This window comes from Ancylobacter polymorphus (assembly GCF_022836935.1).
GTDB lineage: Bacteria > Pseudomonadota > Alphaproteobacteria > Rhizobiales > Xanthobacteraceae > Ancylobacter > Ancylobacter polymorphus_A.
Genome location: NZ_CP083239.1, coordinates 4,055,717 through 4,070,890, shown reverse-complemented (window position 1 = coordinate 4,070,890; position 15,174 = coordinate 4,055,717). Strand labels below are relative to the sequence as shown.

The following is a 15,174-nucleotide window of genomic DNA, read 5'->3' as shown; positions in this document are numbered from 1 at the left end:
GTCAGTCCCAGCCTTCCAGCACGATCTTGCCGATGGTCGTTCCGCTCTCGATGGCGGCATGGGCGCGCTTGAGATTTTCCGCATTGATCGTGCCGAACGCGGCGCCGGCCGTGGCGATCAGCGTGCCGGCATCGACGAGGCGCGACACCTCGGCAAGGATCTCGTGCTGGCGGATCATGTCGGGGGTGGCGAACAGCGAGCGGGTGAACATCAGTTCCCAGTGCAGCGACAGGCTCTTCGCCTTGAGCGGCAGGGCGTCGAGGCTGACCGGGTCGTCGATGAGAGCGATGCGGCCCTGCGGACGCGCGGCCTTGACGATCTCGCTCCAGTGCCGGTCGGTCTGGGTCAGCGAATAGGTGTAGTCGATCGGCCCCAGCCCGGCGGCCGCGATCTCCTCGCTGAGCGGGCGGGAATGGTCGATCACCGCATGGGCGCCGAGCCGCTCCACCCAGGCGCGGCTTTCCGGCCGCGACGCCGTGCCGATGACGGTGAGGCGGGAAAGCTGGCGGGCGAGCTGCACCACCATGGAGCCGACGCCGCCGGCGGCGCCGACGACGAGCAGGCTGGCGCCCTCTCCCCCGTCCATCGGCACCTGAAGCCGGTCGAACAGCCCTTCCCACGCCGTGAGCGCGGTGAGCGGCAGGGCGGCGGCCTCGGCGAAGCCGAGCGAGGCGGGCTTCGGCCCGACGAGGCGCTCATCGACGAGGTGAAGCTCGGCATTGGTGCCGGGGCGGTTGAGGTCGCCGGCGTAGAACACCGCGTCGCCAGCCTTGAACAGTGTGACCTCGCTGCCGACGGCCTCGACGATGCCGGCGGCGTCCCAGCCGAGGATGACCGGCGCCTCCGCGCTGCCCGCCCGGCGCCTCCGCACCTTGGTGTCGACGGGATTCACCGAAACCGCCTTCACCCGCACCAGCAGGTCGCGCGGGCCGGGCGTCGGGGCGGCGGTCTCGCAATCGAACAGGGCCTGCGCCTCGGTGATGGGAAGCGAGGTGGTGTAGCCGATGGCCTTCATCAGAATTCTCCTGCGTCGCGCCGCCAAGGGGCACGTGGTGTGGCACGTGGTGTGGCGCGTGGGGTGACGATCTGTCCCCAGATGTCGCGATGCGCGCGCCGGGCGCAAGAACGCACGAGAATGTCGGCTGCTATCGAAAAGGATACGCCCTTTCCCCCGCGCGCTCGTAATCCTAGATTTGGCGCGCCCGGAGCGGAGACGGACGATGGCGAAGCGGCATCAGGATTATGCGTGCGGCGAGGGCTGCCCGGTGGAGGCGGCGCTGGAGATCATCGGCGCCAAATGGAAGGGCGGCATCGTCTATCATCTGCTGTCCGGCGAGGTGCGGTTCGCCGAACTCGGCCGGCGCATGCCCAATGTCACGCCGCGCATCCTCGCCAAGGCCTTGCGCGAGCTGGAGGCGGACGGGGTAATCGCCCGTACGGTCTATCCCACCGTTCCGCCGCAGGTCGGCTATCGCCTCACCGAGGCGGGGGAGGGCCTGCGTCCCGCCATTCTGGCGCTGCACCGCTGGGGCAGCCGGCGGCGCGGGGCCATGGGCGGCACGCTGGCGGTCGCCGCCGAGTGAGTTTGGTGCCAAGGGTCTGGCCTTCGCCGGCCGCGCTCTTTAGAAACCGGCAAGCGCCGGGCGGCGTCGGGTTTCCTGCCGGGAAAATCCACCGCCCTCTTCGCCTCGTCGCATCTGCCCGCCGGAGTGTCATGACCCGTCCCGAGTCTTCCCTGCCGGAACAGGCCCTGCCGGCGACCGATGGTCCTTCCAAAGACCGTCCGGCCAAGCGCGCGCGCTACTACATGCCCAAGCAGCGAAGCCCGCTGCGGCGCGCGATCACCGCGCACACCCAGAAGACCGGCCGGTGGCTCGGCCAACTGCTGTTCGACGCCGAGGGGCGCCCGCGCGCCTTCCTGCGCGCCCTGCTGTTCGATGCCTATCAGCGCCCGCGCCCCGGGCTGGAAGGCGTGATCTTCAAGGAGCCCGGCCGGCCGCGCCGCCCCTTCGCCGGCTGGCTGACCCAGGCCGATGCGACGCTGGCCCCGCTCGCCGCCGGTTTCGCCTTTCCCCCGCCCGTCGCCGGGCGACGCACCGTGCTGGTGGTGGTCGAGAGCAGCGCCACCCCCGCCGCGCCGCTGCTGCGCGCGCTGGCGCGGGATTACGCCGTCGTGGTCGCCGTGCTGGATGGCGGCGGGGACAGCGGCGACAGCGGGGTGGTCGAGGTGCCGGTGGCGATTGCCCGCTCCCGCGTGCCGCGCGCGGTGACGCTCGACGCGCTGGCCTACCGCGCCCGCGCCGAGCGACCGCTCTTCGCGGTCACCGTGGGGCTTTCCACCATCGACGCCGCCGACGCGCTGGAACAGCGCAACATTCCGGTCGTCGCGGTGATCGGCGCTGCCGAGAGCGAGACGGCCGGGCCGCTCGCGCAGGACCTCGTGCTCGATCCCGCGCTCGGCCCGGCTCTGGAACTGGCGCTGGACCGGGCGAGCGCGCTGGTGTTTCCCGCGCCGGCCGCGCGCGAGGCGGCGCTGGCGGCGATGCCGCGCTTCGCCGCAAGGCGGCGGCTGGTGGCGGCCGAAGACCCGCTGGGAACCGGCGCTGCCGAGGTCGTCGCCATCGGCCGCGAGATCGGCGAGGAGCTGGACCGGGAAGTGGCGCTGGTGCTGGCGGCCGAGCCGGAGCGGCTGGAAGTGCTCGACATTCCGCGCGAGAATGACCCGCCGGGCGATTTCACCGTGGTGGAGAAGCTGGAAGCGCGGATCGCCGACTGGCGGCGCAAGGCGCTGTTGAAGCGTCACCCCAATCGCCCGCCGCTGCGCCGGCCCTATTCCGGCTTCCACCCGCTGATCTATGCCGAGCATCACCCGGTCGCCTGCTTCGACCAGCGGCGCTACCCGCTCGCGCACTGGATCGAGCGCGGGCGCCCGCCGGGGCCGTGGGCGATTCCCGTCTTCGGGCCGCTGCCGGCACCGCGCGCGAGCGGGCTGAGAAGCGCGCTGCATGGGCATTTCTTCTATCCCGACCTGCTGCCGGAACTGCTGGAGCGCATCGCGGTGAATGCCGCGCGTCCCGACCTGTTCCTCACGACAGACACGCCGGCCAAGGCGGCGGAGCTGAGGGCGCTGACGGCCATCTATCCCGGGCCGGTGCGGATCGACGTGGTGCCCAATCTCGGGCGCGATGTCGGGCCATTCCTCACCGCCCTGCGCGATGCGCTGGCGGGCGGCGGCTATGATGTGTTCCTGCATGTCCATGGCAAGAAGACCAAGGGCCGTCGCCGGGCCATCGGCGACCCGTGGCGGAACTTCCTGTGGGAGAACCTGATCGGCGGCGCGCACCCGATGCTCGACGCCGTGCTCGCCCATATGGAAGCGCAGCCGAGGGTCGGCCTCGTCTATCCCGAGGACACGCATCTGCTCGACTGGGCGCGCAATGGCCGCATCGCCGAGGAACTGCGCGCGGATCTGGGGCTCACCGAGCCGCCCGGCACCTATGTCGATTTTCCCGTCGGCAACATGTTCGCCATCCGCCCGGCGGCGCTGGCGCCCTATCTCGCGCTCGGCCTCGACTGGGCGGACTATCCCGCCGAGCCGATTCCCGATGACGGCACGCTGATGCACGGGCTGGAGCGGCTGCTGCCCATGGCCGTGCGCAAGGCCGGCTACACCACGGCTGCGGTGCGGGTGCCGGGTACGGACTGGGACTGACGCGCGGAAACGCGGCGCGGCTGGCGGCAATTGCCGCCGTCGCAGGGGAAGGCTACATCACGCCGCATGTCCAGCACGCTCTCCTCCGCGCCCGCCGACCAGTTGCTCATTGCGATTGCCCAGCTCAACCCCGTGGCCGGCGATATCGCCGGCAATGTGCGGCGCGTGCGCGAGGCGCGGGCCTTAGCGGGCGGGCAGGGGGCCGAGTTGCTGGTGTTCCCCGAACTGTTCCTTTCCGGCGGCCTGCCCAGGGACCGCGCGCCGGACCTCATCGCCGCCTGCCGGCGCGCGGTGGAGGAACTGGCCCGCGAGACCGGCGAGGACGGGCCGGCGCTGCTGATCGGCGCGCCGTGGGACGAGGGCGGCCGGCTGTACAATGCCGCTCTGCTGCTCGAAGGCGGCGCGGTGGCGGCGAGCCGCTTCAAGGTGGAACTGCCTGAGGGCGGCGCTGAACGGTGCGTGTTCACCCCCGGCCCGATGCCGGGGCCGATGGCGTTTCGCGGCGTGCGGCTCGGCGTGCCGGTGGGCGACGACATCGCCGCACCCGACGTGGCCGAATGCCTGATGGAGACGGGCGCGGAAATCCTGCTGGTGCCGAGCGCCTCAGCTTATCAACGCGACGCGCAGGACGCGCGGCTGAACCGCGTCGTGGCGCGGGTGGTGGAAAGCGGGCTGCCGCTGGCCTTCGTCAATGGGCTGGGCGGGCAGGGTGAGGTCGTGTTCGACGGCAGCTCCTTCGTGCTCAATGCCGACCGCGCGCTGGCGGTGCAACTGCCGAACTTCCAGGAGCGGGTGCGCATCACCCGCTGGGAGCGCTGGGCCGATGGCTGGCGCTGCGAGGAGGGCGCGCGGGCCCCGCTGCTGGCCGGCGACGAGGCGGATTATGCCGCCGGCGTGCTGAGCCTTCGCGACCGCGTGGAAAAGAGCGGCGTGCGCGGGGCGGTGCTGGCCCTGTCCGCCGATCTCGCTTCCGCGCTGGCGCTGGTGACGGCGGTGGACGCGCTGGGGCCGGAGCGGGTGCGCGCGGTGGCGCTGTCGTCTGACGCCCCCTCGGCGGAAGCCTTCACGGACGCGGCGGCCCTCGCCGGGGCGCTGGGCGTACGCGTCGACCGCGTGCCGCTCGACCCGGCGGTGGCAGCGCTGGAGGCGTTGCTGACGCCGCTCGTCGGCCCCGCCGAGGCGGATGCGGCCGCCGCGCTGGCGTCCGGCGTGGGCGGCGCGCTGCTCACCGCTCTGGCGGACCGGCTCGGCGCGCGCGTGGTGACGCACGGCGGCGCCCTGAGCCAGTTTGACGCCACCCGGCGGCATGCCCTTGCGGCGCTGCGCAACCGCTGGAAGCCGGCCGGGGCGCTCGGCCCGGAGGGGCCGGTTATTCCGGCGCGGCTGCTTGCCGCGACCGACGCGGAACCGGCGGGGGCGGACGGCCCGCCCTCGGCCTGATCGCGCGGACCCCGCTCACCCCGCGAAATGGCGCGCCAGCGCGGTCCATAGCGGCGCGGCGACGGCGAAGCCGATCACGCTGACGATCAGCGTCGAGGATGCGAGGCCGACATAGGTCTGCTCGCGCCCGGCGATGACGATGCCGGAGAAGGCCGGCGGCAGCGCGGCCAGCAGCACCACCTGTTCGAGATGGGTGGGGCTGACACCCGTCATCACCGCAAGGGCCAGCATCGAGGCCGGCATCAGCCCGACCTTGACCAGCGAATTCCACAGCACTTCCGTATTGAGCTGGAACTTGTGCGCCGACAGCACCAGCCCGGCGGCAAAGACGGCGACGCCTGAGGTGGCGTGGCCGATCAGCGCCAGCGGCGCCTGGAAGAACTCGGGCATGCGTACGCCGGCCAGCACCAGCGCTACGGCGATCATCGGCGCCAGCACCACCGGCTCCTTCGCCGCCTTGATCAATGCCGCCGCCGGCTTGGTGCCCTTGGGCGCGACGAAGAACATGCCGAGCGGCACGAGAATAACGTTCACCACCAGCGCGACGATGGCGACGCTGAGCGCCGCCGTGCCGCCGAACAGCGGCGAGAGCACCGCCATGCCGAGAAAGCCGACGGTCGGTGCGCCGGCACTGAGGCCGGCGATGCCCGCTTCGCGCCGGTCATGACCGAAAACGAGCAGCGCCCCGGCAAAGGCGACGAAGTACCAGAACAGCAGCACGATTACGGAGATCGACAGCAGCCGCGTGTCGGAGAACAGCGCCCCGCGCGAGGAATTGGCGATGGAGACGAAGAGCAGCGCGGGCAGGCAGTAGGTGAGTACCAGATGATTGAAGCCGGACGCCTGGGCCTGATCGAAGCTGGAGCGTTTTCCCGCGACATATCCAAGAGCGAGAACGAAGAAGATGGAGAAGATATCCTGGATGATCGGGGTCACGCGAAACTCCACTAATCCGCGCCGCAGCGCCTCATGCATATTGTCGACCACCGTATCTCTCATTTGCGGCAGCTGAGGTAAAGCTGTGGGGCGCTGCGCGCCGGCCCGAGTGCTTGCTCCGGGGGGCCGTCCTCGGCGATAAGACGCCATGTCCCAGACCGCTCCCCACACCCCGCCCGTCCTGCGCTTCGCGCCTTCGCCCACCGGCCTGCTGCATGTCGGCAACGCCCGGACGGCGCTGTACAACGCCCTCTATGCGCGGCAATGGGGCGGGACCTTCATCCTGCGCTATGACGATACCGATACCGCCCGTTCGACGGCGGAATTCGCCGAGGCGATCGCGCAGGATGTCGCCTGGCTAGGTCTTTCCCCGGACCGGGTGGAGCACCAGTCGCGGCGGCTCGCGCGCTATGACGAGGCGGTGGCGCGGCTGAAGGCGCAGGGCCGGCTCTACCCCGCCTATGAGAGCGAGGAAGAACTGGAGGCGATGCGCCAGTCGCGGCGCCGGCGCGGGCTGCCGCCGGTCTATGACCGCGCGGCGCTGAAGCTCACCGACGCCGACCGCGCCGCGCGCGAGGCCGAGGGCCGCCGCCCGCATTGGCGCTTCCGCCTCGATGGCCGGCAGGTGGTGTGGGACGATCTGGTGCGCGGGCGGCAGGGCGTCGACACCGCCACCCTTTCCGACCCCGTGCTGGTGCGCGAGGACGGGTCCTATCTCTACACGCTGACCTCGGTGGTCGACGATATCGACATGGGCGTGACCCATGTGGTGCGCGGCGAGGACCACGTGACCAATACCGGTGTGCAGATCGAGATCATCGAGGCGCTGGGCGGGTTTGTGCCGCGCTTCGGTCACCACAATCTGCTCGTCCTGCCGAGCGGGGAGGGGCTTTCCAAGCGGCTGGGCCATCTCTCGCTGCGGGCGCTGCGCGAGGAGGGCGAGGAGGCCCTCGCCGTGGCGAGCCTCGCCGTGCTCACCGGCACCTCGCTGGCGGTGGAGCCGGTGGCCTCGCTGGAGGCGCTGGCGGGCAAGATCGACTTCGCCAAGATTTCCCGCGCTCCGGCGCGCTTCGACCCGACCGAGCTTTCCGCGCTCACCGCCGCGACGTTGCACCATCTGCCGTTCGAGGCCGTGGCCGACCGGCTGGCGGCACTCGGCGTCGGCGGCGGCGAGGCCTTCTGGCGGGCGGTGCGCGGCAATCTCGCCCGCCTCGCGGAGGCCGCCGACTGGTGGCGCGTGGTCGAGGGGCCGCTGGCGCCGGTGACAGCCCCGGAGGATGCCGATTTCCTCATTCAGGCGGCGGCGCTGCTGCCGGAGGAATGGGGCGGAGATGTCTATCCGCGCTGGATCGCGGCGCTGAAGCCGGCGAGCGGGCGCACGGGGCGGGCGCTGTTCCACCCGCTGCGCCTCGCCCTCACCGGGCGCGAGAGCGGGCCGGAAATGAAGGCGCTGCTGCCGCTGATCGGCCGCGACAAGGCGGCGGCGCGGCTGCGGGGCGAGAGCGCCTAGGCCGGTACACCGGGGGGCGGTGGCCGGCTATCAGGGCTTCTTGGTCGCGGGCGGGGCGGCCGGGCGCGGCTGGGACATTTCGCGCGAGGCATCCTCGGTCACGACGATGTCGCCCTTGCGCAAGGTCGGATCGTCCGCGCCGGACAGCGCCTGCGCCCAGCTCATCCCGGCGGGGCGGCAGGAGCAGGCGGCGACATATTCCTTCTTGAACAGCAGCGCGGTGGGCAGCGACATATAGGGCTGGCCGTTGATGCCGACCGCCTGGTTGATGTCCTCGCCGGGGTTGCGATAGGCGAACAGCCGCGCCTCGGTGCCGGGGCACTGGCGCTGGCACTGCGCCTCGTCCGAGCCGAACTTGGCCGGGGTGGCGGCAAAGGATATCGGGAAGAAGAAGCCGTCGCAGGTCCGCACGCACACGGTGCGGTAGGTCGAGACCTTCGGCATTTCCAGCGGTTGCACGTCGAGCGGGCCGGTTTCTTCCGCCGGCACGCCGAACAGCTGCTCGATGAAATTGCGCGGGCGGCGATTGGCGTTGCCGTAGTTTCCACCGCCGCCGCCACCCTGGCCGAGCGCGGCCTGATATTGCGGGCCGCAATTGTTCTGGGCGAGGGCGTAGATGAGCTGGCGGCGCTGCTCGTCATTGCCGCTCTGCTGGCCGCGCGCCTGCATCATGGTGCGGTCGAGCGTCGAGCGGGCCTGGGTGAGGCGCCGGTTGAGCGATTCGCACTGGGGCGGCAGCTGCGGCTGGAAAATGAGGAAGCCGCGCTTGTCGCAGCCGAGCTGGCGGACCTGCGCGGACAGGTTGGCGATGTCCTGCTGCTGCTGGGCGATGGCGGCGCCGTAATCGGGCTGGCCGCCACCCTGGCCGCGATCGAGCCCGGCGAGCTGGCCTTCCAGCCGGATGCAGGTCGAGCGGTCGCCGCCATCATAGCCACCGCCGCCGTCATAGCCCCCGCCGACGCTGCCGGGCGGATAGTTCTGCGCGACCGCGAGGCCGGCCGGAGCCATGAGGGCCGCGGCGACGAGGAGGCGGACGGCGAAGCGGGGACGGCGGAACATCATCAAGGGGACTGCAATCGCGATGGCGGACGGGAGAGGGTGTGCCGGAATCGGGCGAAGGGTGCAATGAGCATGGCAAGCTTGTCGAAAGTTTGAACCCGTTTTGCCGCAGGCGGCCACGCTGGCCGCGCCGGGGAGAGCCGTTGCGCGCGGGCCGGGCCTCCCCATATGCGGGGCGTTCCGACCGGAGTTCACATCCGCATGATCCGCGCCCCCCGCCTTTCCGTCTTCCGCAGCGCTGCCCTTGCCGCCCTGGCGCTGGCCGCCGGCCTCGCCGTCGCGCCCGTACAGGCGCAGGAGCCGGACCTGATCTTCCGCAAGTCGACCGTGTGGAAGTTCCTCACCCCCGACGACAAGCTCGCGACCTATGGCATCGACGATCCCGTGGTCGATGGCGTCGCCTGCCACTACACCGTGCCCGAGCGCGGCGGGGTGAAGGGCATGCTCGGGGTGGCAGAGGAGGTGTCGGACATTTCCATCGCCTGCCGGCAGATCGGCCCGATCAGCTTCAAGCGCAAGTTCGAGCAGGGCGATGTGGTCTATCGCGAGAGCCGCTCGCTGATCTTCAAGAAGATGCAGATCGTGCGCGGCTGCGACACCAAGCGCAATGTGCTGGTCTATCTCGTCTATTCCGACAAGCTGATCGAGGGCAGCCCTAAGAACTCGACCTCGACCGTCCCCATCATGCCGTGGGGCGCGACCAATGAGGCGCCCAGATGCGCGGATTTTCTCAGCTGAGATAAGGAGGGCGCGCCCGCTGCGGCACGCCCGGCGGCGTCAGCGCGCGCAGGTGATGGCGACGGCGCCCTGGCAGGCGCTGCCTTCGCAGGCGGCGGTGCGCACGGGCGCGGCGACCTCGCCGAGGCTGGCCTGCACGTCCGAGCGGGCCACGCCGAAGCTGGTGGCGCGGGTGAAGCCGTGCACCCGGCACCACGCATCCGCCATCGCCTGGCCGCAGCTCGCGCCCGAGGCGATGCAGGTGTCGATGCCATAGCCGTCGGAAAGATCGACGCTGAAGATTCCGGTGTTCTCGTCCGCCTGGGCGAGGCCGGGGGCCAGCATCAGAGAGAGGGCGAGCAGGGACAGGCGCAGGCGCGGCATCGCGTTCATGGCAGGTGCGTTCACTGGTGGCGACAAGGTGGCGGTCCGACAACGTGAATGTGGCGAAAAGGTTTGAACCGACCCTTAAAATTTCGCACCGCCATCGTCGTGGCCGGGGGATAACCCCGCCTTCTCGCTGCGTCAACAGCGGCCGGGCGACCGCAGCGCACGTTGCGGAAAACCGCGCCACGGGGGGCGTCGTCGCCGGCTCGGCTTGACGCGGCGGGCCAAACGGACGACAGACGCCACGCCGCGCCTTACCTCGCGCGGCAGGATCGAGAAGGCACACTCATGTCGGGCATACAGGCGCTTCCCGAGCTGAAGCTCTACAACACGCTCTCGCGGACCAAGGAGGTTTTCACGCCTCTCGATCCCGCCAAGGTGCGCATGTATGTCTGTGGTCCGACGGTCTACGACTTCGCCCATATCGGCAATGCGCGCCCGGTGATCGTGTTCGATCTGCTCTACCGGCTGCTGCGCCACCTCTATGGCGCCGACCACGTCAAATATGTGCGCAACATCACCGACGTGGACGACAAGATCAACGCGCGCGCGGCGGCGGAACATCCCGGGCTCGACCTCAATGAGGCGATCGCCAAGGTAACGTTCACCACCGAGGCGCAGTTCCATGACGACCTCGAAGCGCTCGGCGTGCTGCACCCCGATGTAGAGCCGCGCGCGACCGAGCACATCGCCGAGATGCGCCAGCTGATCGAGAGGCTGGTGGCCTCCGGCCATGCCTATGTCGCCGAGGACCATGTGCTGTTCTCGGTGCCGTCCATGCCCGATTACGGCAAGCTCTCCAACCGGCCGCTGGACGACATGCTCGCCGGCGCGCGGGTGGATGTAGCGCCCTATAAGCAGGACGCGATGGACTTCGTGCTGTGGAAGCCTTCCAAGCCGGGCGAACCGGGCTGGCCCTCGCCGGCGGGCATTTCGGTCCCCGGCCGGCCGGGCTGGCACATCGAGTGCTCGGCCATGAGCTGGAAGCATCTCGGCGAGACCTTCGACATTCATGGCGGCGGCATCGATCTCGTCTTCCCGCACCATGAGAACGAGGTGGCGCAGTCGCGCTGCGCCTTCCATTCCGGGCTGATGGCCAAGGTGTGGATGCATAACGGCTTCCTGCAGGTGGAAGGCGAGAAGATGTCGAAATCGCTCGGCAACTTCATCACCATCCGACAGCTGCTCGCCGATTGGCCCGGCCCGGTGCTGCGGCTCAACATGCTGAAGACCCATTACCGCCAGCCGATCGACTGGACGGTGAAGGGGCTGGAGGAGAGCGCCAAGACGCTGGAGCAGTGGTTCGACGCCGCCGCGCCCGACGCCTATCCGCGCCCGGCGCCTGCGGTGCTGGAGGCGCTGGCGGACGATCTCAACACGCCCAAGGCGATCGCCGAGATGCACGCGCTGCGCGACCATGCCGGCAAGAAGGCGCTGGCGGGCACGCTGGCCTTTCTCGGCTTCGAGCCCGGCCCGTTGGAAGCGTGGGCGGCGGCCCGCGTGCCGGCGCTGGCCATTGCGCCGGAAGAGGTGGAAGCGCGCATCGCCGAGCGCATCGTCGCCCGGCAGAACCGCGACTGGGCGGCGTCCGACCGCATCCGCGACGAGCTTCTGGCGCTCGGCGTGGCGCTGAAGGACAACAAGGACGGCACCACGAGCTGGGAGCCGAAGCGGTGAGCGGCGCCAACCGGCCCCCCGCCGCCGCGCTTCGCCCGGCGCTGCCGGGCGACCTGCCGGTGCTCGCCGCCATCGCCGAGGCGGCGATCCTCGAACTGACGGGCGAGGATTACGACAGCGACCAGCAGGAAGCCTGGGCGGCGGCGGCGTCCGACGTGGAGGCGCTGGCGGCGCGGCTGAAGGACCACCTCACCCTCGTCGCCACCCGCGACGGCGAGCCGGTGGGCTTCATCGCGCTGGCCGACAACAAGCTCGTCGACATGCTCTATGTCCGGCCTGATGTGGCGGGGGAGGGCGTCGGCGCGCTGCTCTATGACGCCATCGAGCGGCTGGCCGGCGCGCGCGGGGCGAAAAGCCTCACGGTCGACGCCAGCGACACCGCGCTCGACTTCTTCAGCAAGCGCGGCTTCCAGCCCAAACAGCGCAATACGCTCTCGCTCGGCGGGGTGTGGCTGGCCAATACGACGATGGAAAAGCTGCTGGCGGCGCCGGAAGGCCCGGTGCACTGAGGGGGGCGGGCAAGCCCGCCGCCCCGCCCGCTCACATCCGGTCGAGCACGCGCTCCTCGGCCGCGCCGTGCAGCTCGCCCTCGCCGAGATGGGCGACGGCGCCGTGCAGCTTCGGCAGCACCGCGCGCACATTATGCGCCACCAGCAGCTTGACCGGCCGGGCGACATTGACGAAGCCGGTGGCCTGCATGTGGTCGAGCAGGGTGAGCAGCGGGTCCCAGAAATTGGCGACGTTCAGCACCATCACCGGCTTGGCGTGGCGGTTGAGCTGCACCCAGGTGAGCTGTTCGATCAGCTCTTCCAGCGTGCCGATGCCGCCGGGCAGGGCGATGAAGGCGTCCGCCCGCTCGAACATCAGCCGCTTGCGCTCATGCATGTCCTTGGTGACGATCAGTTCGTGGGCATGGTCGAAGGCCTGCTCCTTGCCGATCAGGAAATCCGGGATGATGCCGGTCACCCGCCCGCCGGCTTCCGCGCAGGCGCGGGCGGTGGCGCCCATCAGGCCGACGCCGCCCCCGCCATAGACGAGGCGGATGCCCTCGGCGGCAAGCAGGCGCCCGAGGGCGATCGCGGTGTCGAGATAGACGGCATCGGCCCCGGTGGCCGCGCCGCAATAGACGCAAATGCTCTTAATCTTTGTCATAGCCACCATGGTGCACTGCAGCACGAGCGGGTTCAAGCGGTCTTGTCTTCCTCACATGGCATTGCCAGCCGCCCGGTGCAAATGGCAAGGCCGTCAGCGCTTGCTCTCTTGGGCGCAGCGTCTCTTCCGACAGGGTTGTCTTGAAATCATCGTCAATCGACGATAGACGATGGCCATGAACATTCATGAGGTGCCGACCGAGGCGGACGAGGTGCTGGCGCTGCGCCTGCGCGCGCTGGCGCATCCGGCGCGGCTGGCCATCGTCCGGGCGCTGGCGCAGACCGGGCGCTGCCAGTGCGGGCAGATCGTGCGCGGGCTCACTTTGGCCCAATCCACCGTCTCCCAGCATCTCAAGGTGCTGAAGGAGGCCGGGCTGATCACCGGCACCATCGAAGGGCCGCGCTCCTGCTACTGCCTCGACCGCGCCACGGTGCAGGCGCTGGCCGACGATCTGCTGCCGCTGCTGGCGCGGCTCGCGGCCCCGGCGGAAGCGACCACGGCATTCGGCGAGACCGACGCGCCCGGCAACCCTGATCCGCGCGACGGCGCTCTGGCCTGAGCGCGCCGCGTCACCATCTGGACGACGACTGACCCGCACGGGCCGCCGCCGCCCGCGCTTGAGAAGAACGGAATTCCGCATGTCCGCTGCCCAGGGCGTCCCCGCCGTCGCCCGCCCGTCCAAAGCCTCCGAGATCCATCCGCGCGGCAGCCTGCTGATCGCGCTCAAGGGGCTGTGGCCCTATCTCTGGCCCGCCGACCGCGCCGATCTGCGCGCCCGCGTCGTCTGGGGCCTGTTGCTGCTGGTGCTCGCCAAGATCGCCACCCTGTCCACGCCCTTCTTCTTCAAATGGGCGACGGACGCGGTGGCGGAGGGCGAGGGCGCGCGCATCTCCACCGACGCCATCGCCTGGCTGGTCGCCGGGCCGCTGATGCTGACGCTGGCCTATGGCTTCTCGCGCATCGTCATGGCCGGGCTCACCCAGTGGCGCGACGGCTTGTTCGCTAAAGTGGCAATCCACGCGGTGCGGCGGCTGGCGCTGGAGACCTTCCAGCACATGCACGCACTGTCCCTGCGCTTCCATCTGGAGCGCAAGACCGGCGGCCTGACCCGCGTGCTGGAGCGCTCGCGCGAGGGCATTGAGACCATTGTGCGCATGCTGGTGCTGCATCTCGGCCCCACCATTCTCGAATTCGCGATGGTGATCGGCGTGCTGTTCTGGCAGTTCGACTGGCGCTATGTGGCGGCGACCCTCGGCATGATCGTCGGCTACACCGTCTTCACCTTCGTGATGACGGAGTACCGCATGGGCATCCGCGCGGCGATGAACGAGAGCGACACCGAGGCCAACGCCAAGGCGGTGGACAGCCTGCTCAATTACGAGACGGTGAAGTATTTCGGCGCGGAGAAATGGGAATCCGAGCGCTATGACCGCTCCATGGCCCGCTATGAGCGCGCCACCGTTTCCACCCACACCTCGCTGGCCTGGCTGAATGCCGGGCAGGCGGCGATCTTCACCCTCGGCCTCACCGCCGTGATGGTGCTGTGCGTGCTCGACATCCGCGCCGGGCGGCAGTCGGTCGGGTCCTTCGTCATGGTCAACGCCATGATGATCCAGCTCTACCAGCCGCTGAACTTTCTCGGCATGATCTATCGCGAGATCAAGCAGTCGCTGATCGACATCGAGGCGATGTTCGCCATCCTCGCCCGCTCGCCGGAAATCCGCGACCGGCCCGGCGCGCCGGCGCTGGCGCTGGCCGGCGGCACGGTGCGGTTCGAGGAGGTGCGCTTCTCCTACGATCCCGACCGGGAAATCCTCAAGGGCGTGAGCTTCGAGGTGCCGGCCGGGCGCACCGTGGCCATTGTCGGGCCGTCGGGCGCGGGCAAGTCGACCATCTCCCGCCTGCTGTACCGCTTCTACGACGTGAATGGCGGCCGCATCCTCATCGATGGGCAGGACATTCGCGAGGTGTCGCAGCAGACGCTGCGCGCCGCCATCGGCATGGTGCCGCAGGACACGGTGCTGTTCAACGACACGCTCGGCTACAATATCCGCTATGGCCGCGCCGGTGCCTCGGAAGAGGAGGTGGTGCGCGCGGCGGAACTGGCGCAGATCGACGGCTTCGTGCGCCGCACGCCCAAGGGCTATGCGACGGAAGTGGGCGAGCGCGGGCTGAAGCTCTCCGGCGGCGAGAAGCAACGCGTCGCCATCGCCCGCACCATCCTGAAGGACCCGCCGATCCTCATTCTCGACGAGGCCACCTCGGCGCTCGACAGCCACACCGAGCGCGAGATCCAGGACGCGCTGGAGCGGGTCTCGCGCGGGCGCACCACGCTCGTCATCGCGCACCGCCTCTCCACCGTGGTCGGGGCGGACGAGATCATCGTGCTGGAACATGGCCGCATCGCCGAGCGCGGCACCCATGGCGAACTGATGGACCGGGGCGGGCTCTACCATTCCATGTGGGAGCGCCAGCGCGAGGCCGAGCGCGCCCGCGAGACGCTGAAAGAGGCCGAGGCGGAGGAGGTGGACGCGCCGGACACGGCGCTCGCCTGAGCCGGGGCGCCGGCCGGAGGGTGCCGATG

Annotated in this window: 14 protein-coding genes; 9 read left to right on the top strand and 5 right to left on the bottom strand. The window is 70.1% G+C overall.

The window, feature by feature from the left end; translation table 11 throughout:
* Nucleotide 1: 1 nt before the first annotated feature.
* The gene (locus K9D25_RS19425; RefSeq protein ID WP_244377505.1) at nucleotides 2–1,015 is read right to left on the bottom strand and encodes a zinc-binding alcohol dehydrogenase family protein; all 1,014 of its coding nucleotides are present in this window, start codon (nucleotides 1,013–1,015) and stop codon (nucleotides 2–4) included.
* A gap of 205 nt (nucleotides 1,016–1,220) precedes the next feature.
* On the opposite strand from K9D25_RS19425, the gene K9D25_RS19420 reads away from it, so the two are divergent.
* From K9D25_RS19420 to K9D25_RS19410, 3 genes are all read left to right on the top strand, one after another.
* A complete protein-coding gene (locus K9D25_RS19420) occupies nucleotides 1,221–1,583 on the top strand; it encodes a winged helix-turn-helix transcriptional regulator (protein ID WP_244377503.1) in 363 nt (120 codons plus the stop codon).
* Between the two features lie 131 nt (nucleotides 1,584–1,714).
* Nucleotides 1,715–3,712, top strand: a complete 1,998-nt coding sequence (locus tag K9D25_RS19415; protein ID WP_244377501.1) for a rhamnan synthesis F family protein — start codon at nucleotides 1,715–1,717, stop codon at nucleotides 3,710–3,712.
* Between the two features lie 66 nt (nucleotides 3,713–3,778).
* The gene (locus K9D25_RS19410) at nucleotides 3,779–5,152 is read left to right on the top strand and encodes a nitrilase-related carbon-nitrogen hydrolase (protein ID WP_244377499.1); all 1,374 of its coding nucleotides are present in this window, start codon (nucleotides 3,779–3,781) and stop codon (nucleotides 5,150–5,152) included.
* Between the two features lie 15 nt (nucleotides 5,153–5,167).
* Here K9D25_RS19410 and K9D25_RS19405 read toward each other — a convergent pair whose 3' ends face one another.
* Nucleotides 5,168–6,088, bottom strand: coding sequence for an AEC family transporter (locus K9D25_RS19405; protein WP_244377497.1), 921 nt, complete (start codon nucleotides 6,086–6,088; stop codon nucleotides 5,168–5,170).
* Between the two features lie 148 nt (nucleotides 6,089–6,236).
* On the opposite strand from K9D25_RS19405, the gene K9D25_RS19400 reads away from it, so the two are divergent.
* Entirely contained in the window at nucleotides 6,237–7,598 is a 1,362-nt protein-coding gene (locus K9D25_RS19400; RefSeq protein ID WP_244377495.1) for a glutamate--tRNA ligase, read from the top strand.
* A 30-nt stretch (nucleotides 7,599–7,628) separates the two neighbouring features.
* Here the strand turns inward: K9D25_RS19400 and K9D25_RS19395 are convergent, their stop codons facing one another.
* Nucleotides 7,629–8,657, bottom strand: a complete 1,029-nt coding sequence (locus tag K9D25_RS19395) for a DUF2865 domain-containing protein (protein ID WP_244377493.1) — start codon at nucleotides 8,655–8,657, stop codon at nucleotides 7,629–7,631.
* A 201-nt stretch (nucleotides 8,658–8,858) separates the two neighbouring features.
* Between K9D25_RS19395 and K9D25_RS19390 the strand changes: the two genes are divergently transcribed.
* Nucleotides 8,859–9,395, top strand: a complete 537-nt coding sequence (locus K9D25_RS19390) for a CreA family protein (RefSeq protein WP_244377491.1) — start codon at nucleotides 8,859–8,861, stop codon at nucleotides 9,393–9,395.
* Between the two features lie 39 nt (nucleotides 9,396–9,434).
* Here the strand turns inward: K9D25_RS19390 and K9D25_RS19385 are convergent, their stop codons facing one another.
* Nucleotides 9,435–9,767: a hypothetical protein gene (locus tag K9D25_RS19385; protein WP_244377489.1), complete on the bottom strand. Its 333-nt coding sequence runs from the start codon at nucleotides 9,765–9,767 to the stop codon at nucleotides 9,435–9,437.
* A 282-nt stretch (nucleotides 9,768–10,049) separates the two neighbouring features.
* Here K9D25_RS19385 and cysS point away from each other — a divergent pair, with 282 nt between their 5' ends.
* Both cysS and K9D25_RS19375 read left to right on the top strand, forming a co-directional pair.
* A complete protein-coding gene (cysS, locus tag K9D25_RS19380; RefSeq protein ID WP_244377487.1) occupies nucleotides 10,050–11,438 on the top strand; it encodes a cysteine--tRNA ligase in 1,389 nt (462 codons plus the stop codon).
* Nucleotides 11,420–11,947: a GNAT family N-acetyltransferase gene (locus K9D25_RS19375; RefSeq protein WP_432207959.1), complete on the top strand. Its 528-nt coding sequence runs from the start codon at nucleotides 11,420–11,422 to the stop codon at nucleotides 11,945–11,947. Before cysS ends, K9D25_RS19375 begins: the two co-directional genes overlap by 19 nt.
* A gap of 31 nt (nucleotides 11,948–11,978) precedes the next feature.
* On the opposite strand, the gene K9D25_RS19370 is transcribed toward K9D25_RS19375, so the two are convergent.
* A complete protein-coding gene (locus K9D25_RS19370; protein ID WP_244450929.1) occupies nucleotides 11,979–12,599 on the bottom strand; it encodes a TIGR00730 family Rossman fold protein in 621 nt (206 codons plus the stop codon).
* Between the two features lie 160 nt (nucleotides 12,600–12,759).
* Here K9D25_RS19370 and K9D25_RS19365 point away from each other — a divergent pair, with 160 nt between their 5' ends.
* Together K9D25_RS19365 and K9D25_RS19360 are read left to right on the top strand one after the other, a co-directional pair.
* A complete protein-coding gene (locus K9D25_RS19365) occupies nucleotides 12,760–13,149 on the top strand; it encodes an ArsR/SmtB family transcription factor (protein WP_244377483.1) in 390 nt (129 codons plus the stop codon).
* Nucleotides 13,150–13,228: 79 nt separating this feature from the next.
* Nucleotides 13,229–15,145, top strand: coding sequence for an ABCB family ABC transporter ATP-binding protein/permease (locus K9D25_RS19360; protein ID WP_244377481.1), 1,917 nt, complete (start codon nucleotides 13,229–13,231; stop codon nucleotides 15,143–15,145).
* Nucleotides 15,146–15,174 lie beyond the last annotated feature (29 nt).